17 protein-coding genes and 1 pseudogene are annotated in these 18,379 nt (G+C 72.4%); 16 read left to right on the top strand and 2 right to left on the bottom strand.

Annotation, left to right across the window (positions count from 1 at the left end; genetic code table 11):
* Nucleotides 1-59 precede the first annotated feature (59 nt).
* The 9 genes from ACFY2B_RS32880 (at nt 60) to ACFY2B_RS32840 (ending at nt 7,905) form a co-directional block, all read left to right on the top strand.
* Complete coding sequence (locus ACFY2B_RS32880; protein ID WP_390766726.1) at nt 60-1,451, top strand: sulfite oxidase; 1,392 nt, start codon at nt 60-62, stop codon at nt 1,449-1,451.
* Between the two features lie 86 nt (nt 1,452-1,537).
* On the top strand, nt 1,538-2,836 hold the full coding sequence (gene pcaC / locus ACFY2B_RS32875; RefSeq protein WP_390766725.1) for a 4-carboxymuconolactone decarboxylase: 1,299 nt from the start codon (nt 1,538-1,540) through the stop codon (nt 2,834-2,836).
* 34 nt (nt 2,837-2,870) lie between these two features.
* The gene (locus ACFY2B_RS32870; RefSeq protein ID WP_390766724.1) at nt 2,871-3,506 is read left to right on the top strand and encodes an MBL fold metallo-hydrolase; all 636 of its coding nucleotides are present in this window, start codon (nt 2,871-2,873) and stop codon (nt 3,504-3,506) included.
* A 43-nt stretch (nt 3,507-3,549) separates the two neighbouring features.
* Nucleotides 3,550-4,329 (top strand): exodeoxyribonuclease III, encoded by a 780-nt coding sequence (locus ACFY2B_RS32865; protein ID WP_390766723.1) that lies wholly within the window; start codon nt 3,550-3,552, stop codon nt 4,327-4,329.
* A gap of 58 nt (nt 4,330-4,387) precedes the next feature.
* Nucleotides 4,388-4,807 (top strand): DUF6278 family protein, encoded by a 420-nt coding sequence (locus ACFY2B_RS32860; protein WP_390766722.1) that lies wholly within the window; start codon nt 4,388-4,390, stop codon nt 4,805-4,807.
* 123 nt (nt 4,808-4,930) lie between these two features.
* Complete coding sequence (locus ACFY2B_RS32855; RefSeq protein ID WP_390766721.1) at nt 4,931-5,407, top strand: hypothetical protein; 477 nt, start codon at nt 4,931-4,933, stop codon at nt 5,405-5,407.
* A gap of 19 nt (nt 5,408-5,426) precedes the next feature.
* Nucleotides 5,427-6,374 (top strand): glutamate ABC transporter substrate-binding protein, encoded by a 948-nt coding sequence (locus ACFY2B_RS32850; protein ID WP_390766720.1) that lies wholly within the window; start codon nt 5,427-5,429, stop codon nt 6,372-6,374.
* Between the two features lie 11 nt (nt 6,375-6,385).
* Entirely contained in the window at nt 6,386-7,030 is a 645-nt protein-coding gene (locus tag ACFY2B_RS32845; RefSeq protein WP_390766719.1) for an amino acid ABC transporter permease, read from the top strand.
* Complete coding sequence (locus ACFY2B_RS32840; protein ID WP_390766718.1) at nt 7,027-7,905, top strand: amino acid ABC transporter permease; 879 nt, start codon at nt 7,027-7,029, stop codon at nt 7,903-7,905. The genes ACFY2B_RS32845 and ACFY2B_RS32840 overlap by 4 nt, the downstream gene beginning before the upstream one ends.
* A 228-nt stretch (nt 7,906-8,133) precedes the next feature.
* Here the strand turns inward: ACFY2B_RS32840 and ACFY2B_RS32835 are convergent, their stop codons facing one another.
* Nucleotides 8,134-8,889, bottom strand: a complete 756-nt coding sequence (locus ACFY2B_RS32835) for a hypothetical protein (RefSeq protein WP_390766717.1) — start codon at nt 8,887-8,889, stop codon at nt 8,134-8,136.
* A gap of 105 nt (nt 8,890-8,994) precedes the next feature.
* On the opposite strand from ACFY2B_RS32835, the gene ggt reads away from it, so the two are divergent.
* Entirely contained in the window at nt 8,995-10,794 is a 1,800-nt protein-coding gene (gene ggt / locus ACFY2B_RS32830; RefSeq protein ID WP_390766716.1) for a gamma-glutamyltransferase, read from the top strand.
* Nucleotides 10,795-10,918: 124 nt separating this feature from the next.
* Here ggt and ACFY2B_RS32825 read toward each other — a convergent pair.
* A pseudogene (locus ACFY2B_RS32825) lies at nt 10,919-11,120 on the bottom strand (type I methionyl aminopeptidase); the annotation flags it as partial.
* A 32-nt stretch (nt 11,121-11,152) separates the two neighbouring features.
* Between ACFY2B_RS32825 and ACFY2B_RS32820 the strand changes: the two are divergent.
* The 6 genes from ACFY2B_RS32820 to ACFY2B_RS32795 all read left to right on the top strand — a co-directional run bounded on the left by ACFY2B_RS32820 (nt 11,153) and on the right by ACFY2B_RS32795 (nt 18,314).
* Complete coding sequence (locus ACFY2B_RS32820; protein ID WP_390766715.1) at nt 11,153-11,404, top strand: helix-turn-helix domain-containing protein; 252 nt, start codon at nt 11,153-11,155, stop codon at nt 11,402-11,404.
* A 148-nt stretch (nt 11,405-11,552) separates the two neighbouring features.
* Nucleotides 11,553-13,361, top strand: coding sequence for a hypothetical protein (locus tag ACFY2B_RS32815; protein ID WP_390766714.1), 1,809 nt, complete (start codon nt 11,553-11,555; stop codon nt 13,359-13,361).
* A 159-nt stretch (nt 13,362-13,520) separates the two neighbouring features.
* The gene (locus ACFY2B_RS32810; protein ID WP_390766713.1) at nt 13,521-14,363 is read left to right on the top strand and encodes a nitrilase-related carbon-nitrogen hydrolase; all 843 of its coding nucleotides are present in this window, start codon (nt 13,521-13,523) and stop codon (nt 14,361-14,363) included.
* Nucleotides 14,360-15,643, top strand: coding sequence for an aspartate aminotransferase family protein (locus tag ACFY2B_RS32805; protein WP_390766712.1), 1,284 nt, complete (start codon nt 14,360-14,362; stop codon nt 15,641-15,643). Before ACFY2B_RS32810 ends, ACFY2B_RS32805 begins: the two co-directional genes overlap by 4 nt.
* A gap of 110 nt (nt 15,644-15,753) precedes the next feature.
* Nucleotides 15,754-17,316 carry a PucR family transcriptional regulator gene (locus tag ACFY2B_RS32800; RefSeq protein ID WP_390766711.1) on the top strand — a complete coding sequence of 521 codons (1,563 nt, stop codon included), beginning with the start codon at nt 15,754-15,756 and terminating at the stop codon, nt 17,314-17,316.
* A gap of 155 nt (nt 17,317-17,471) precedes the next feature.
* Entirely contained in the window at nt 17,472-18,314 is an 843-nt protein-coding gene (locus tag ACFY2B_RS32795) for a nitrilase-related carbon-nitrogen hydrolase (protein ID WP_390766710.1), read from the top strand.
* Nucleotides 18,315-18,379: the final 65 nt, after the last annotated feature.

Genomic DNA, 18,379 nt, shown 5'->3' with positions numbered 1-18,379 from the left:
ACTCCCCGGCACCCGCCATCCACCCGCGCACCGCCCCCTCCGAAAGGCAGGCCCGCACGATGCACAACTCCGAATCCACCCCAGGATCCACCCCAGAATTCACCCCAGAATTCACCCCCGAATCAGCCCGATCCACCGCCGACCACACCGCCGACCGTGCCCCCGGCCGTACCCACCACTCCACCGGCGAGTCCGCCTACGACCGGCTTCGCCTGCGGCAGTGGCTGGCCGGTGAGGCCCGTGCCGACGGAGTCTCCCGGCGGGACATGCTCAGGTTCCTGGCGGCGGCCGGCCTCGGAGCCGCCGCCACCCCGGCCCTCGCCGCATCCACCCCCGACGTGCCCACCCCCGCGATGCCCGTTCCGGCCGCCGGTGGCATCGTCAAAGCCCTCCCCGACGAGTGGTTCACGGTGCGCGGTACCAACGCCGAGACCAGGTTCGCCTCCCTCTCCGGTACCGGTTACCACACCCCGGTCGACCACTTCTTCGTCCGCAACCACACCGTCACCCCCGTCATGGACGCCGCCGACTGGACCCTCACCGACCGGGGCGACGGCCTCGTCCACGACCGGACCGTCGAGTTCTCCCTCGACGACCTCAAACGTCTGCCCGCCGTCACCCGCACCGCATTCGTGGAGTGCGCGGGCAACGGGCGCAGCCTCTTCACCAGCCAGCAGGGCGAGACCGTGTCCGGCACGGCCTGGACGCTCGGCGCGATCGGCACCGCCCGCTGGACCGGCGTCCGGCTGGCCGACGTCCTGCGCCGGGCCGGGCTCGGCGCCCACGCGGTCGACGTCATGCCCCGCGGCCTCGACCCCGACTACGTCACGGCCGACGGCACCGGCCTCGGACAGGTGCGCCGCCCCTTGCCGCTGTCCAAGGCACTGGACGACGTACTCCTCGCCTACGAGATGAACGGCGAGCCGCTGCCGTACGACCACGGCCACCCGGTACGGGTCGTGGTGCCCTCCTGGGCAGGCATCGCCTCGATCAAGTGGGTCGGCGACATCGAGGTGTCGGCACAGCCGCTCTACTCGCCGTGGAACACCGACTTCTACCGGCTGTTCGGCGACGCCTATCCGGAGGGCGGCAGCGCGCCGCTGACCCGGCAGACGGTCAAGAGCGCCTGGGAACTGGACTGGGGCGCGAGCCTCGACGCCACCGGACACCGGCTCACCGGCCGCTCCTGGTCCGGCGCCGGGGGCGTCGTCCGGGTCGACGTCAGCACCGACGACGGCACGACCTGGCGGCGGGCCCGGCTGCACGACGCGCCGCGCCGGGCGGGCTGGGTCCGCTGGTCCACCGACTGGCGTCCGCCGGCCCCGGGCGGGTACGTCCTGCTGGCCCGCGCCACCGACGCCGCGGGCCGCACTCAGCCCGACATCACCACGCCGAACACACAGGGTTACCTCTTCGATGCAATAGTTCGTCATCCGGTGAATGTTGCGTGAGAGTTCTCCGATGATTCCAGGGAACCCGGTGTGGAGAGTGGGGGGCCAGGGAGCCGTTGGAGGGAACCGGCGGTTAGCGTGGAACAGTGAGTGAGACGACGACCCCTGCCCTCCAGTACCGCTTCGACGGCCCCGAAGATGCTCCGGTCCTCATCCTCGGCCCCTCGCTCGGCACGACGTGGCACATGTGGGACCGCCAGGTCCCCGAACTGACCAGACAGTGGCGTGTCTTCCGGTTCGACCTGCCGGGGCACGGCGGCGCGCCCGCCCATCCGGCCGGCTCCGTCACCGAACTGTCCGACCGGCTGCTCGCCACGCTCGACGCGCTCGGCGTGCAGCGCTTCGGCTACGCGGGCTGTGCGCTGGGCGGCGCGATCGGCATGGAACTGGCCCTGCGCCACCCGGAGCGGGTCGCCTCGCTCGCGCTGGTCGCCACCTCGCCGCGGTTCGGCACGCCCGACGAGTTCCGGCAGCGCGGCGTGATCGTGCGGACGAACGGGCTCGACCCGATCGCCCGCGTCTCGCCCGACCGCTGGTTCACCGGCGGTTTCGCCGCCGCGCAGCCCGCGATCACCGAGTGGGCCGTGCAGATGGTGCGCACGACCGACCCGGGCTGCTACATCGCCGCGTGCGAGGCGCTGGCCACCTTCGACGTACGTCCTGAGCTGGGCCGCGTCGGAGTGCCCACGCTGGTGCTGGTCGGCTCGGACGACCAGGTCACCGGCCCGGCCGAGGCGCGCACCCTGGTCGCCGGGATACCGGACGCCCGGCTCGCGGTGGTTCCCGGCGCCTCCCACCTGGTCCCGGTGGAGCAGCCGGGCGCCGTCACCGACCTGCTGGTGCGGCACTTCTCCAGCGCCTGGCAGCCGGCCTTCGACTCGACGACCGGCCAGATGGCCGCCATCGTGGCGCCCCCCGTCAAGCCGGTCCTGGCCGCCGCCCCGCCGCAGACCGCGCCCATAGCCGAGATAGCCCCGCCCGTCGTACCCGCCAAGCCGGCCGGGCGGCCCGACTCGTACGAGACGGGTCTCAAGGTCCGCCGTGAGGTGCTGGGCGACGCCCATGTCGACCGGGCGCTGGCGCAGTCCGACGACTTCTCCGAGGACTTCCAGGAGTTCATCACCCGGTACGCGTGGGGCGAGATCTGGAACCGGCCCGGACTCGACCGCCGCTCGCGCAGCTGTGTCACGCTCACCGCGCTGGTCGCGGGCGGTCATCTGGAGGAGCTGGCCTTCCACACCAGGGCGGCGCTGCGCAACGGCCTGACCCCCGACGAGATAAAGGAAGTGCTGCTGCAAGCGGGCGTGTACTGCGGCGTACCGGCGGCGAACAGCGCGTTCAGGGTGGCCCAGCGGGTCATCCGGGAAGAGACCACGCCGGAGTGAGCGCACCGCACGGGGGAGGGGGAGGATGGGTTGCATGAAGCTCACGAAGAAGTCCCACTCCTGCGTCCGGCTGGAGCAGGACGGGCGGACGCTCGTCCTCGATCCCGGTGGTTTCAGCGAGGCCGACGCCGCTGTCGGCGCGGACGCGATCCTGATCACGCACGAGCACCCGGACCACTTCGACGAGGGACGGCTGCGGGCCGCCATGGAGGCGAACCCGGCGGCCGAGATCTGGACCCTGAAGTCGGTCGCCGACCAGATCACGGCGGCTTTCCCGGGCCGTGTGCACACGGTCGGCCACGGTGACACGTTCACCGCTGCGGGCTTCGACGTCCAGGTCCACGGCGAATGGCACGCGGTGATCCACCCGGACATCCCGCGGATCACCAACGTCGGCTATCTGATCGACGGCGGCCGAGTCTTCCACCCCGGTGACGCGCTCACCGTCCCCGACCGCCCCGTCGAGACGCTGATGCTCCCGGTGATGGCCCCCTGGAACAAGATCTCCGAGGTCATCGACTACGTCCGCGAAGTCGGACCGCAACGCGCCTACGACATCCACGACGCCCTGCTCACCGACCTCGCCCGGCCGGTCTACGACCGGCAGATCGGCGCCCTCGGCGGCTCGGACCACCAGCGGCTCGCGGCCGGGGCCAGCGCCGAGGTCTGAGCGCGGGCGGGCGTTGTCAGTGCCGCCGGGTAGGTTGTGAAGCATGCGCATCGCGACCTGGAACGTGAACTCGATCACCGCCCGCCTGCCGAGGCTGCTGGCCTGGCTGGAGAGCAGTGGCACGGACGTGCTGTGCCTCCAGGAGGCCAAGGTCGCCGAGGACCAGTTCCCCCGGGACCAACTGCGCGAGCTGGGCTACGAGGCGGCGGTCAACGCGACCGGCCGGTGGAACGGCGTGGCGGTGCTCTCCCGCGTCGGCCTGGCGGAGGTCGTCAAGGGCCTGCCCGGTGACCCCGGCTACGAGGGCGCGGTGGAGCCCCGGGCGATCTCCGCGACCTGCGGCCCGGTCCGCGTCTGCTCGGTGTACGTGCCCAACGGCCGCGAGGTCGACCACCCGCACTACGCCTACAAGCTCCAGTGGTTCGAGGCGCTGCGGGCCGCCGTCGCCGGTGACGCGTCGGGCGGCCGGCCGTTCGCGGTCCTCGGCGACTACAACGTGGCGCCGGCCGACGAGGACGTCTATGACGTGGCCGCCTTCGAGGGCCTCACCCACGTCACCCCGGCCGAGCGCGCCGCCCTGGCCGCGCTGCGCGAGACGGGCCTGTCGGACGTCGTCCCCCGCCCCCTCAAGTACGACCGGCCCTACACCTACTGGGACTACCGCCAGCTCGCCTTCCCCAAGAACCGGGGCATGCGCATCGACCTGGTCTACGGCAACGGACCGTTCACCGAAGCCGTCAAGGACGCGTACGTCGACCGCGAGGAGCGCAAGGGCAAGGGCGCCTCGGACCACGCCCCGGTGGTGGCGGACCTGGACGTCTAGGACGACACCCGCGCCCGCCCTGTGGTGCCCCGGACCTGGTCGGTGCCACGCTGGGCGTATGAACATCCCCTTCCTGGGCAATCGGCACAGACGAAGCGCTCCCACGGTGCTGCCCCTCGATCCCGAGGGTCTCGCCGAGCTGCTGTCCGAGTGCGATCTGCTGCGCTCCCAGGCGTTGCGGGAGGAGGTCCGGCTCGACGACTCCGTGGCCTCGCTGGAAGCGCTCGACCAGGTGCTGCCGCGCTGGCGCGACGACCCGGAGGCCCTGGCCTGGCTGGGCAATGACGCGGGGCTCTATCTGGGCACGGTCCTCGTGCGCACCGTGCCCGGCGCGCACTGGGTGATCCGGCCCGGCGGGCAGCCCGTCGTCCGGCTCGCGTCAGGGCGCGAGTTCGACGTCGTCGCGGACGGCCAGGAGTGGGCCGCGAACGGTGTTCCTGAGCTGTCGCAGCTGTACGCGGAGGTCGCCGAAGCCTGAATGGGGGAGATAAAGCACAGTAAATACGGCTAATGCCCGAAAGTGCGTGTCGTGCGTTAAGTCCACCTTTGTCTGGATAGTTTTCGGCAACCACGACACAGCTGAGAGTGAGTAGGGCTGCGTATGGCCGTTGATCCCTTGATCGAGCTGAGTGACGTCAACAGGTACTACGGCGAGCCGCATGTGCTGCGGGACATCGGCCTCACCGTCGGCAAGGGAGAGGTGGGCGTCGTCATCGGCCCGTCGGGATCCGGGACATCGGCGCCGGGCAGGAGGGTCGACCGGCTGGAGGACGCCCGTTCGGGAACGGCCGGACCCGACGGCCGCCCGCGGCCCGCGGCGGGCCGGACACCGGCACGGCCGGACAGGGAGCGGCCGGGCAGGGCGCGCGGGCACCGGCGGGAGGAGGCCGACCGCCGTTCCCCCGCACCCCTCCACTCCCCTGAACCCCTCGCCCGGGCCGCCCGGGCCGGCCGGCCGGTCCGGGCCGTCTTCAGGGCCGACGGCCGCGTCGCCGAGGACCGCGCCCCAAAGGAGCGCTCCACCAGCCCCGGCAGCGGCCGGGCCAAGCACTCCCTGCCCAAGATCCGCACGCACTGAGCCGGGGGGAGTGCCACCCATGTTCCGTACCAGACGTGTGCACCCGGGCCGTGTCGCGATGCGACATCCGCACCTCACCCTGGCCCTGGCCGCGCTCGCCGCGCTGCTCGCCGCCGGGTGCGGCAAGGCGGGCAGCCCGCCCGGCAAGGGCCCCGCGGCCGCGGCGCTTCCCCGCTACCAGGTGGCCCGGGGCTTCCGGCTCCCCGACTCCCCGACCTGGACCAGGGCGAAGCAGCGCGGCCACGTTGTCGTCGGGGCCAAGGAGGACCAGCCCTACCTCGGCGAGCGGGACCCGGCGACCGGAACCTACTCCGGCTTCGACATCGAGATCGCCCGGATGATGTCCGCCTCGCTCGGTCTGCCGCCGGAATCGATCGACTTCAGGACCATCGCCTCCGCCAACCGCGAAACCGCCCTGCAGAACGGCCAGATCGACTACTACGTCGGCACCTACACCATCAACGCGGGCCGCAAGAAGCTGGTCGGCTTCGCCGGGCCCTACTACCTGGCCGGGCAGTCGCTGCTGGTCCGCACGGGCCAGAAGCACATCCACGGCCCCGAGGACCTGGCGGGCAGACGCGTGTGCTCGGCGGCCGGCTCCACCCCCTACCAGCGCATCCTGACCGACTATCCGCAGGCGATCCTGGTCTCCTACGACGCCTACTCGGTGTGCGTCGACAACCTGCTCACCTACCAGGTCGACGCCGTCACCACCGACGACGCGATCCTCCTCGGCTACGTGGCCAAGGCCCCCCGCGAACTCAAGCTCGCCGGCGAGCCGTTCTCCGAGGAGCCGTACGGCATCGGCGTACCGCGCGGCGACAACGCCCTGCGCTTCGCACTCAACGACGCGTTGGAGGCACATGAGAAGAACGGCGACTGGAAGAGGGCGTACGAGGCGACGCTCGGCCTGTCCGGCGTGCCGGCGCCCCGCCCACCCGCGATCGACCGCTACCCGGCGAGCTGAGCGAGGACGGCTTGAACGTACTGACAGGCAACTTCCCCACCTACCTCCGGGGTTTCCTCGGCACTGTCGAACTCACCGTCTACGCCTCGGTGCTGGCCCTCCTCCTGGGCTTCCTCATGGCGTCCTTCCGGGTGGCGCCGGTCGCCTCGCTGCGGGCGATCGGCACCGCCTGGGTCACCGTCCTGCGCAACACCCCGCTGACCCTGCTGTTCTTCGCGGTGCTGCTCGGACTGCCCCGGTTCGGACTCGTCCTGCCGTTCCAGGTGTTCGCGGTCATCGCGCTCGGCTGCTACACCTCCGCGTTCATCTGCGAGGCGCTGCGCTCCGGCATCAACACCGTGCCCAAGGGGCAGGGCGAGGCGGCCCGCAGCCTTGGCATGACCTTCGGGCAGACCCTCAACCTGGTGATCCTTCCCCAGGCGTTCCGGTCCGTCATCCCGCCGGTCGGCTCCACCCTCATCGCGCTCGCCAAGAACTCGGCCATCGCGGGCGCGTTCAGCGTCACCGAACTGCTCGGCACGTACCGGACCCTCGGCGAACTCGGCTACGACATCGTCTGGACGTTCGTCTGGATCGCCGTCGGCTACCTGATCGTCACGCTCGCCATCAGCGCCCTGTTCCACCTGCTGGAGCGGAAGTGGGGGGTGGTCCGATGAGCCAGGCCGACGCCCTCTACGACATCCCCGGGCCGCGGACCGTCCAGCGCCACCGCGTCTACGGAGTGCTGTCCGTCGCCGTGATCCTCGCCGTGCTCGGCTGGATCGTCTCCCTCCTGCTCACCACCGGCCAGTTCGCCTACCGGAAGTGGATGCCCTTCGAGTACCAGGGCATCCAGGAGCTGCTGCTGCGCGGCCTCGGCAACACCCTCAAGGCGTTCGCGCTGGCGGCCGTCCTGTCGCTGGCGCTGGGCGGGGCGCTGGCTGCCGGGCGGCTGTCGGACCACCGGGCGGTGCGCCTGGGGGCGACGGCCGTCGTCGAGTTCTTCCGCGCGATGCCCGTACTGGTGATGATCTTCTTCATCTTCGTGGCGCTCAGGGTGCAGCCACTGCCCGCCCTGGTCGCCGGGCTCGCCCTCTACAACGGGTCCGTGCTCGCCGAGGTGTTCCGCTCCGGTGTGAACGCCGTCGAACGGGGCCAGAAGGAGGCGGCGTTCGCGCTCGGCATGTACAAGACCCAGGTGATGATGTACGTGCTCGTGCCTCAGGCGGTGCGGGCGATGCTGCCCGCCATCATCAGCCAGTTGGTGGTGGCCCTGAAGGACACCTCGCTGGGCTATCTGATCACCTATGAGGAGTTCCTCCATGCCGGGAAGCTGATCGCGTCCAACCTCGACTACGATTTGCCGTTCATCCCCGTGGTGATGGTGATCTCACCGATCTACATCGGGATGTGCATGCTGCTCTCGTGGTTCGCCGGCTGGGTGGCGCGGCGTGAGCAGCGCAGTCCCAAGACCGAGGCCGTCGACGTCGTTGCGGCCGGACCGGAGAAGCTGCTGCCCGGTGGGGGCCCACCCACCGCCCCGCGACCGTAGGGGGGCAGCGGCTCACGGGGCCAGGCCCGCCCGGCGGCAGCCGGAGATCACTGCTCGCGCGGTGGCAGGGACCCGCAGGACGGGTCGTCCGCCGGTGAGGAGAAGGTCAGCTGCGCGCCGGACGGGTTGCGCCCGTTGTGGACCGCCCGCACCCGTTCCCAGGCAACCGCTGGCAACCGCCGGGCGGTGCGCCCGTCCGGACACCCGGGTCCGCCGGGCGGAGCGGCTTCAGGACGCCCGGTGCGAGCGCGGTGCCTCCGTCGTCGGCAGCGGTGCCTGCGCGGCCCGCGTCACATCGCCGACCAGTTCGACCACGTCCGGTCCGTACGCCTGCGAATTGACCACCTTCAGCAGCAGCACGAAGGAGCCGGCGCCGTGTTTGCGCGCCAGCCGCTCGTGGTTGCGGGCGAGATAGCGGGACGCGGCCTGGTTGGCGATCGCACGCTGGCCGCAGAACAGGAACACCGGCCGTGCCTCGCGCCGCTCGCCCGCGGTCAGCCGGGCCAGCAGCACGTACTCCGTGACGCCCGACTCCAGCCGGTAGCGCTCGCTGCCGATCTGGAAGGCGGCTCGGTCCGGCCCCGGCTCCGGGTCGATGTTCACCCGTACCCCGGGTAGCATCGCGGACATGTGGGCCAGCATGCGCCGGTTCGACCCCGGGCCGCCCACGCAGAACTCGGTGCGCTCGCCGAAGCTCTGCTGGACGTTGTCCTGGGTCACCATCTGCGGATGGGCGCCGCACTCCTTGATCAGCCCGGCCAGTTCCAGGAGGGCGAAGACGTCGAAGCGGTGGACCGCGGGCTCGGAGGTCGCCGGGTCGCGGTTGACGACGAGCAGCGACTCAGCGTTCTCCGGAAGCCCGAAGAACGCCTGCTTGCGCCGCAGCCTGCGCCTCCACAGGGTGGTGCGGGCCAGCCAGCCGAGCCCGGCGCTGATGCCGGCCGCCAGCACGCCCAGGATGATGTTGCGTACGTCGTCACTCATGGGCGCGCATGGTAGCGGGCCGAGGCAAACCGGTGTTCGAGACGGGCCTGACGGGGACATGGCATTGGGTTAAGCTGCGCGAAAGATCACCCGGTGGAGGTGCGGATGCGTCGCCCTGTCGCGCGAAAACTGTCGGTCCTGACGGTCTCGGCCGCCGTCGTGTGTGTGGGGGCGGCCGCGCCGCCCGGTGCCGCGGGCACCACCCCTAAGAAGGTCCCCGTGGCCGTCGGCTACGGCGGCGCGGTCGCCAGTGTCGACGCGGACGCCTCGGCCGCGGGCATCGAGGTCCTGAAGAAGGGCGGCAACGCGGTCGACGCCGCCGTCGCCACGGCCGCCGCCCTCGGGGTCACCGAGCCGTACTCCTCCGGCGTCGGCGGGGGCGGATACTTCGTCTACTACGACGCCAGGACCCGGACCGTGCACTCCCTCGACGGGCGGGAGACCGCGCCGCTCAGCGCCGACTCCGGCCTGTTCACGGAGAACGGCAAACCCCTCGCCTTCGCCGACGCCGTCAGCAGCGGCCTCAGCGTCGGGACTCCGGGCACGCCCGCCACCTGGCAGACGGCCCTGCGGAACTGGGGCAGCCGGAACCTGGCGACGGTCCTCAAGCCGGCCGAACGGCTCGCCCGCGACGGCTTCACCGTCGACGACACCTTCCGCTCGCAGACGGCCGCCAACGAGACCAGGTTCCGCTACTTCCCGGACACCGCCGAGCTGTTCCTGCCGAACGGGCAGCTGCCGGTCGTCGGCTCCACCTTCAAGAACCCCGATCTGGCCCGCACCTACGAGGAGTTGGCCCGCAAGGGCGTCGACACCATCTACCACGGGGACCTCGGCAAGGACATCGTCGCCACCGTCAACCACCCGCCGGTGGACCCGGCTTCGGGCTGGAACGCGCGCCCCGGCGACCTCTCCGAGAAGGACCTCGCCGCCTACCGGACCAAGCTCCAGGCGCCCACGAAGACCTCGTACCGCGGGCTCGACGTCTACTCGATCGCGCCGTCCTCCTCCGGCGGCACCACGGTCGGCGAGGCCCTCAACATCCTGGAGAAGACCGACCTCTCGAAGGCGACCGAGACGCAGTACCTGCACCGCTACATCGAGGCGAGCCGGATCGCGTTCGCGGACCGCGGGCGCTGGGTCGGCGACCCGGCCTTCGAGGACGTGCCGACGAAACAGCTGCTGTCGCAGTCGTACGCCGACTCGCGGGCCTGCCTGATCAAGGACGACACGGTGCTGACCAGCCCGGTCGCGCCCGGCGACCCGCGCCACCCCGCGCCCTGCGGCGCCGGGGGCACGGCGGCGCCGACGACGTACGAGGGGGAGAACACCACCCACCTCACGGTCGCTGACAAGTGGGGCAACGTCGTCTCCTACACCCTCACCATCGAGCAGACCGGCGGCAGCGGGATCACCGTGCCCGGCCGCGGGTTCCTCCTCAACAACGAGCTGACGGACTTCTCCTTCGCCCCGGCCAATCCGGCCGTGCACGACCCGAACCTGCCCGGTCCCGGCAAGCGTCCGCGGTCGTCGATCGCGCCGACGATCGTGCTCGACCGGCACGGCAAGCCGGTGGTGGCGCTGGGCTCGCCCGGCGGCGCGACCATCATCACGACCGTGCTGCAGACCCTGACCGAGTTCCTGGACCGGCACCTGCCGCTGGTGGACGCCATCGCCGCGCCGCGCGCCAGCCAGCGCAACGCGGCCACGACCGAACTCGAACCCGGCCTCTACAACAGCAACCTCCGGGCCCGGCTCGAAGCCATCGGACACGCCTTCTCGCTCAACCCCGAGATCGGCGCCGCGACCGGCGTGCAGCGCCTGCCGAACGGCAAGTGGCTGGCGGCGGCGGAGACGGTCCGCAGGGGCGGCGGCTCGGCCATGGTGGTGGAACCGACCCGCTGATCCCCCCCGTCCGCCCCCGGCTCCGGACACCTCCGGAGCCGGGGGCGGACGGCTGCCGGGCTTCCGGTGCATGCGCGCCGTCCGGGCGGGGGACGTCCCGGGAGGTGGCGCTCCGTGAGGATGCGGGGTTCCGCCGCGGGAGGGGCGGCAGGAACGGCGAGCCGGCGCCCGCCTCGCGCAGCACCTCACGCGCCATCTCGTCGAGTTCCATCAGCGGGACGCAGACGCTCCCGGCCCTCCGCGCGGCGCGGCCGTCAGGGCCTGCCCGACGATCCGCCCGCCGCGTGCGTCGCGTCGATCGACGAGTCCGTCTTGAACTCCCGCATGCCAATTCCTATACCGGTATTAGAATGGCCGTATGGTGCGCACCCCTCTCACCCCAGAAGAACGCGAGCGCGGCGAACGGCTCGGGCGGCTGCTGCGCGAGGCGCGCGGCGGTCGGAGCATGACGGCGGTCGCCGCCGAGGCGGGCATCTCCGCCGAGACGCTCCGCAAGATCGAGACCGGCCGGGCGCCGACCCCGGCCTTCTTCACCGTCGCCGCGCTGGTCCGGGCGCTCGGGCTGTCCATGGACGAACTGGCGGAGGGCTGCGTACTGGTCGACGTGTGAGTCCGGCGAACGCCGCGGCCCCCGGCGGCCACGTCGGGCGGGCCGTCCGCGGCGGTGGCACGCGCCCGGAAAACTCCCTGTAGCTGGGGCGTAACACGGTTGGTGTTCTCTGTCGGCCTGAGTGCTCCGGTCCGTCAGGAGTTGGGCGATGGCAGTGGATCAACTCCCCGGACAGGTGAGGGAGTTCGCGAACTATCTGAACGGTCTGCTGGCGCGCCTTGACGGGCGCGACGGCTGGTGCGCGGTCTTCTGGCAGCGGGACCCGGACGGCATGCGGGCCTGTCTCGACGGCCGGGAGATCCCGCCGTGGGATGTGGTGGAGGCGCTGTTGCAGGACCTGGCGGCGGTCCACGGCGCCGGCGTCGCCACCGCGCAGCGGGACCACGCCCGGCTGCTGCACTCGGCCGCGCTCACCGCGTACGACACCCGGCCAGGCGCCCGGAACGAGCTGACCGGCCGCCTCGACGCGATGTTCCGAGAGCGGCGGCACGCTGCCGAACGGCACCGGGAACTGGAGCGGCTGCTGGCCTCGGCCACCACCTCCGAAGCGGCCCGCGCCCTGCGTCATGACCTCGCCTGGGCCCGCGACGACCACCGACGGGCGACCGCCCGCTGCGAGGAACTGCGCACACGGCTGGCCGCGTCGGACCGCCGGGAGGCCGCGGGCCGGGCCCGGGACGCCCGGCCGATCCGGCGCGGCGCCGACGGGAACGCGGTCCGGAGCGGCGACGACCTCCCCGCGGGGCCACGGGACGGTGCCGCGCCGGGGGCCGCGGGCTCGTCGCCCGGCCTCCCGGCCGGAGCCCCGGTGCCGCGGGACCGTCCGGGCCCGCGGCCCGCGGCTCCGTCGGCCGACGGGCGGCTCCCGGCGACCGAGGGGTTCGGATACGGGGCTGCGGCCGGTGGCGGCGCGCCAGGGGACGGCCGGCATCCGGGTGCGCCTGATGCCGTACGGGACGGCGGCCCGGCCGTCGGGGCGCACCCGGTGGACCGCGCCACCGAGGCTTCACCCGGCGACTCCCTGCGCCCGGTGGGCCCGCGTGCCCGGGAACACGCCCACGACGTTCCGGCCGACGGCCACCGTGCCGTTCCTGCGACGCCGCCCGGGGCGGCCGGTGTCCGTACTGGCCCTGGCGGTGTTCGAGCCACTGCGGCCACTGCGGCCACTGCGGCCACTGCGGCCACGCCGCCCGGAGCGGCCGAGGCCGCCCCACCCGCCGAGCACCCCAGGCGCCGGCGCCGCGGCAGTGCGCGGTCCGCCGGCGCGGGGGAGGACGGCGGCGGGCCCGTCCCCGTGCCCCCGGTGTCCGGGCCGGTGCCGCCCGGGGCGGCGGTCCCCGCCGGGCGCCGTGCCCCGCGCGGCGCCCGGTTCGCCGGGGCCGGGGAGGCGGCCGAGCCGTCGCAGCCACGGGCGGAGCCGCCCGACACCGCAGCGGCCCATGCCGTCGCGGGCGCCGTACGGGCACTGGGACGGCTGCGCGGTGCCGGCCGCACCGGCGAGGCGCACGCCCTGCTGGTCGAGGCCGCGCAGTGGCCGCCCGCCCGGCTCCCGCTGCTCGCCGCCGAACTGCACCGCGCCGGGCTCGGCGCCGACTGGGCCACCCTGCTGTGGGAGGCCGCCTCGCTCCCGGCCGGCCGGCTGGTCGCCGCGGCCGACGCGCTCGTCGCGGCGGGGCGCGCCGCCGACGGGGAGCGGATCCTGCGCCAGGGCGTGGCCCGGCCCGCCGGGGAGATCGGCGCGGCGGTGCTCGGGCTGGCGCACGAGGGGCGCGCCCGCGAGGTGCGGGCCCTGCTCGACGCGTACGTCCGCGTCCGCACCCCGCAGGAGGCGGCCCGCAGTGCCGCCGCCGACCCGCAGCGCCTCGTGCCGCTCCTGCTGGAGGCCGCGCGGAATGTCTCCGATGAGCGACACTGGGACCTGGTGCACGCCCTCCGGGTGGCCGGATTCGCCGCCTGACCTGCCCGGCGGCTCGCCCACTGGAGTGTGAAACATGATCGACTCCGCGGGGTTGGCGACGATGGTCTTGGCAAGCCCGTCCCGGAGGCTTACGTTCATTCCCCCTACAACCGTGTCTACAGGCGTAGAGGCTCTGACGTCCCGTCGAAGGAGCAGCTCATGGCCACTGTCGTACGTGCCGCTCTGGTCCAGGCCCTCTGGACCGGCGACACCGAGTCCATGGTCGCGAAACACGAGGAGCACGCCCGCGAGGCGGCCCGCCAGGGTGCCCGGGTCATCGGCTTCCAGGAGGTCTTCAACGCCCCCTACTTCTGCCAGGTCCAGGAGCCGGAGCACTACCGCTGGGCCGAGCGGGTGCCGGACGGGCCGACCGTGCGCCGGATGCAGGAGCTGGCCCGGGAGACCGGCATGGTGATCGTCGTACCGGTCTTCGAGGTCGAGCAGTCCGGCTTCTACTACAACACCGCGGCCGTGATCGACGCGGACGGCTCGTACCTCGGCAAGTACCGCAAGCATCACATCCCGCAGCTCAAGGGCTTCTGGGAGAAGTACTACTTCAAGCCCGGCAACGCCGGCTGGCCGGTCTTTGACACCGCCGTCGGCAGGGTCGGCGTCTACATCTGCTACGACCGGCACTTCCCCGAGGGCTGGCGTCAACTCGGCCTGAACGGCGCCCAGTTGGTGTACAACCCGTCGGCCACCTCGCGCGGCCTGTCCGCCTACCTGTGGCAGCTGGAGCAGCCCGCGGCGGCGGTCGCCAACGAGTACTTCATCGCCGCCATCAACCGGGTGGGGCAGGAGGAGTACGGGGACAACGACTTCTACGGTACGAGCTACTTCGTCGACCCCCGCGGACAGTTCGTCGGTGACGTCGCCGGCGACAAGGATGAGGAGCTTCTCGTCCGCGACCTCGACTTCGACCTCATCGACGAGGTGCGGCAGCAGTGGGCGTTCTACCGCGACCGCCGCCCCGACGCATACGAAGGGCTGATGCAGCCGTGAACGACCTCTACGCCCGCCACCGCGCCGTCCTCCCCGACTGGCTCGCCCTCTACTACGAGGACCCGCTGGAGATCACCCATGGCGAGGGGCGCCACGTCTGGGACGCGCACGGCAACCGGTACCTGGACTTCTTCGGCGGCATCCTCACCACGATGACCGCCCACGCCCTGCCCGAGGTGACCAAGGCGGTCAGCGAGCAGGCCGGACGGATCATCCACTCCTCGACCCTGTACCTCAACCGGCCGATGGTCGAACTCGCCGAGCGGATCGCCGAGGTCTCGCAGATCCCCGACGCCCGGGTGTTCTTCACCACCTCCGGCACCGAGGCCAACGACACCGCCCTGCTGCTCGCGACCGCCCACCGGCGCAGCAACACGATCCTGGCGATGCGCAACAGCTACCACGGCCGTTCCTTCAGCGCGGTCGGCATCACCGGCAACCGCGGCTGGTCCCCGACCTCGCTGTCCCCGCTCCAGACCCTGTACGTGCACGGCGGCGTCCGCACCCGCGGTCCCTACGCCGCACTGAGCGACGCCGAGTTCACCGCCGCCTGCGTCGAGGACCTGAAGGACCTGCTCGGCCACACCCGGGCGCCCGCCGCCCTGATCGCCGAGCCCGTCCAGGGCGTCGGCGGCTTCACCTCGCCGCCGGACGGCCTGTACGCGGCCTTCCACGAGGTGCTCAAGGAACACGGCATCCTCTGGATCGCTGATGAGGTGCAGACCGGCTGGGGCCGCACCGGCGACCACTTCTGGGGCTGGCAGGCGCACGCCCGCAGCGGTCCGCCGGACATCGTCACCTTCGCCAAGGGCATCGGCAACGGCATGTCCGTCGGCGGCGTCGTGGCCCGCGCCGAGATCATGAACTGCCTCGACGCCAACAGCATCTCGACGTTCGGCGGTACCCAGGTCACCATGGCGGCCGCCCTGGCGAACCTCACCTATCTGCTGGAACACGATCTCCAGGGCAACGCCCGGCGGGTCGGCGGACTGCTCATCGACCGGCTGCGGACGGCCACCGCGCAGCTGCCCGGCGTACGGGAGGTGCGCGGGCGCGGGCTGATGATCGGCGTCGAACTGGTGCGGCCGGGAACCGACGAGGCCGACCCGGGCGCGGCCTCCGCCGTCCTGGAGGCGGCCCGCGAGGGCGGGCTGCTGATCGGCAAGGGCGGCGGCCACAACACCAGCGCGCTGCGCATCGCGCCACCGCTGTCACTGACCGTCGCGGAGGCCGAGGAGGGCGCCGACATCCTCGAACGCGCCCTCCGCGGCGTGCGGTAACACCCGTGCCCGGCCGCGGCCGGGCACGGACGGGCGGCCCGGCACGGCATCCCGCGCCCCGAAGGAGAAACGAGCAGCACGAGCAGGCGGAGAAGAAGGAGGAACGCGCCATGACCACCGCCCCGGAGCACCCGGAACCCGTTCTGTCGGTCCGTCAGGTCCTCGCCCTGGAACGGGTGCTGGCCGGGGAGCCCGAGGTGGTGGCCGGCGCGGCCCAGCTCGACCGGCCGGTGCGCTGGGTGCACGTGGCCGAGGCCGCCGACGTCGGCGTGATGCTCAGCGGCGGCGAGATGGTGCTCACCACCGGGGTGCTGCTCGCCGGTGACGAGGACAAGCAGGCCGAGTACATCCAGTCCATGGACCGCGCCGAGGCCGCCGCCGTCGTGCTGGGCCTCGGCCGGGCGTTCCCGGCCCCGCCCGACACCATGCGCCGGGTCGCCGAGCGGTGCGGGCTGCCGCTGGTCGTACTGCACCGGCCGTTCCCCTTCGCCGAGCTGACCGAGGAGGTGCAGTGCCGGCTGGTGCGCCGCAAGTTCGCCGCGGTCAGCCTCTCGGAGGCCGTACGGACCGCGCTCACCGCCCTGATCACGGCGGGTGCGCCGCTGCAGAGCCTGCTCGACGAGGTCGCCTCGCACAGCGCCTGCCCCGTCGTCGTCACCAACCTCGCCCACCGGGTGCTGGCCACGGCGGGGGAGCGGCCGGCGGTGGACGACGTGCTGCGCGACTGGGAACGCATCGCCCGCCAGGCGGGCGGCGGCGAGGGCGACGACTGGATCCGGGCCGAGCTGGGCGGGCGCGGGGAGCGCTGGGGCCAGATCGTGCTGTGCGGGTACCGCGGCGACACGGCCGCGGGCCGGCTGCTCGCCGACCGGGCCGCCGAGGCACTGGTGCTGCACCGCATGCTCGGCGGCGCGGCCCACTCCTGGGAGGAGCAGTCCGCGCTCGGCCTGCTGACCGACCTGGTCTCCGGAGCCGTACCGGCGCGGCAGCTGCTGCCGCGGGCCCGCGCGGCCGGGCTGCCGGTCAACCGGCGGACCTTCGTCCCGCTGGTGGTGCGGGACGCCGAACCCGTGGGAGTCGACCGGGTGCTGCGGATGCTGGGTCTTGCGGGGCTGGTCGCCGAGGTCGCCGACGGCGTCACCGCCACGCTGCTCAGCCTGCCCCGGGACCAGGACGCGGACGCCCTCACGGCGCACTTCGCGACCCGGCTGCGGACCGAGTCGGGCCCGGCCCGGACCGTGGTCGCCGCGGCCGGGCCGCGGACCGCCTGGGACGAGGTGCCCGCCGGGCTCCGCGAGGCCCAGCACGTCGCCGACGCCGTGACCGACTCCGTCGCCGCCCTTGACCTCCCGGCCGTCGTCCGGCTCAGGGACGTCCATCTGCGCGGCCTGGTCCGGCTGCTGCGGGACGACCCGCAGGTGCAGTCCTTCGCGGAGCGCGAGCTGGACGGGCTGCTGTGCGGCGCCGACCTGGACCTGCTGAACGTACTGCGGACCTACCTCGCCACCGGCCGCAACAAGTCCCGCACCGCCCAGTTGCATCATGTCTCCCGGCCCGCGCTCTACCGGCGCCTGGAGGCGATACAGGCCCGGCTCGGTGTCGACCTCGACGACTTCGAACAGGCCGCTTCGGTGCACATCGCGCTCCTCGCGCACGACGCGCAACAGCGGTGAAACATACAACGACCTGCGAAAACGGTGGTGGAACATGGCGTGGAGCGGGTGTGACACGGTGGCACGCCACACCCGCGCAGACGTGACACACTGCCACTCAAACCGCATCCCAGGACTTCCTAGGCTCACCGCACACCGAGCGACCGGAGGTCCCGATGAGCAGAGTGATCCGTGCCGCCCTTTTCCAGACCGCCTGGACCGGCGACAAGGAATCGATGATCCAGGTCCACGAGCAGGCGGTCCGCGACGCGGCCGCGCAGGGTGCCCGAGTCCTGTGCTTCCAGGAACTCTTCTACGGCCCCTACTTCTGCCAGGTCCAGGACAAGGCGTTCTACGAGTACGCCGAGCAGATCCCCGAGGGCCCGACCGTACGCCGTTTCCAGGCCCTGGCCCGGGAGGCGGGCATCGTCCTCGTCCTGCCCATGTACGAGGAGGAGCAGCCGGGCGTCCTCTACAACACCGCGGCCGTGATCGACGCGGACGGCTCGTACCTCGGCAAGTACCGCAAGACCCACATCCCGCAGGTCGACGGCTTCTGGGAGAAGTTCTACTTCCGCCCGGGCAACAGCGGCTGGCCGGTGTTCGAGACGGCGGCCGGCCGGATCGGCGTCTACATCTGCTACGACCGGCACTTCCCGGAGGGCTGGCGGGCCCTGGGCCTGGCCGGTGCCGAGATCGTCTTCAACCCGTCGGCCACCTCGCGCGGCCTGTCCCGCTATCTGTGGCAGCTGGAACAGCCGGCCGCGGCGGTGGCCAACGAGTACTTCGTCGGCGCGATCAACCGGGTCGGCGTCGAGGACCTGGGCGACAACGACTTCTACGGCACGACCTACTTCGTCGACCCGGAGGCCCAGTTCGTCGGCGAGCCGGCGAGCGACAAGGAGACCGAACTCGTCGTGCGCGACCTGGATCTGGCCAAGCTGCGGGAGGTCCGCGACCGCTGGCAGTTCTACCGCGATCGCGCACCGGGCGCGTACGGACCGCTGACCGCTCCGTGACGGGCGGCGGGTTCCCCGGCGCCCGGTCCGGGGAGCGGGACCACGCCGGTGCGGCGGCCCGGGGC

This window comes from Streptomyces sp. NPDC001270 (assembly GCF_042896695.1).
GTDB lineage: Bacteria > Actinomycetota > Actinomycetes > Streptomycetales > Streptomycetaceae > Streptomyces.
The sequence above is the reverse complement of the archived record's forward strand: the minus strand, read 5'-3'. Positions and strand labels throughout refer to the sequence as shown.

Bases quoted from the DNA above. Each gene is read 5' to 3' on its own strand.
- ACFY2B_RS32880 (WP_390766726.1), top strand. From the start codon at position 60: ATGCACAACTCCGAATCCACCCCAGGATCCACCCCAGAATTCACCCCA.
- ACFY2B_RS32870 (WP_390766724.1), top strand. From the start codon at position 2,871: ATGAAGCTCACGAAGAAGTCCCACTCCTGCGTCCGGCTGGAGCAGGAC.
- ACFY2B_RS32865 (WP_390766723.1), top strand. From the start codon at position 3,550: ATGCGCATCGCGACCTGGAACGTGAACTCGATCACCGCCCGCCTGCCG.
- ACFY2B_RS32860 (WP_390766722.1), top strand. From the start codon at position 4,388: ATGAACATCCCCTTCCTGGGCAATCGGCACAGACGAAGCGCTCCCACG.
- ACFY2B_RS32855 (WP_390766721.1), top strand. From the start codon at position 4,931: ATGGCCGTTGATCCCTTGATCGAGCTGAGTGACGTCAACAGGTACTAC.
- ACFY2B_RS32850 (WP_390766720.1), top strand. From the start codon at position 5,427: ATGTTCCGTACCAGACGTGTGCACCCGGGCCGTGTCGCGATGCGACAT.
- ACFY2B_RS32840 (WP_390766718.1), top strand. From the start codon at position 7,027: ATGAGCCAGGCCGACGCCCTCTACGACATCCCCGGGCCGCGGACCGTC.
- ACFY2B_RS32835 (WP_390766717.1), bottom strand. From the start codon at position 8,889: ATGAGTGACGACGTACGCAACATCATCCTGGGCGTGCTGGCGGCCGGC.
- ggt (WP_390766716.1), top strand. From the start codon at position 8,995: ATGCGTCGCCCTGTCGCGCGAAAACTGTCGGTCCTGACGGTCTCGGCC.
- ACFY2B_RS32820 (WP_390766715.1), top strand. From the start codon at position 11,153: ATGGTGCGCACCCCTCTCACCCCAGAAGAACGCGAGCGCGGCGAACGG.
- ACFY2B_RS32815 (WP_390766714.1), top strand. From the start codon at position 11,553: ATGGCAGTGGATCAACTCCCCGGACAGGTGAGGGAGTTCGCGAACTAT.
- ACFY2B_RS32810 (WP_390766713.1), top strand. From the start codon at position 13,521: ATGGCCACTGTCGTACGTGCCGCTCTGGTCCAGGCCCTCTGGACCGGC.
- ACFY2B_RS32800 (WP_390766711.1), top strand. From the start codon at position 15,754: ATGACCACCGCCCCGGAGCACCCGGAACCCGTTCTGTCGGTCCGTCAG.
- ACFY2B_RS32795 (WP_390766710.1), top strand. From the start codon at position 17,472: ATGAGCAGAGTGATCCGTGCCGCCCTTTTCCAGACCGCCTGGACCGGC.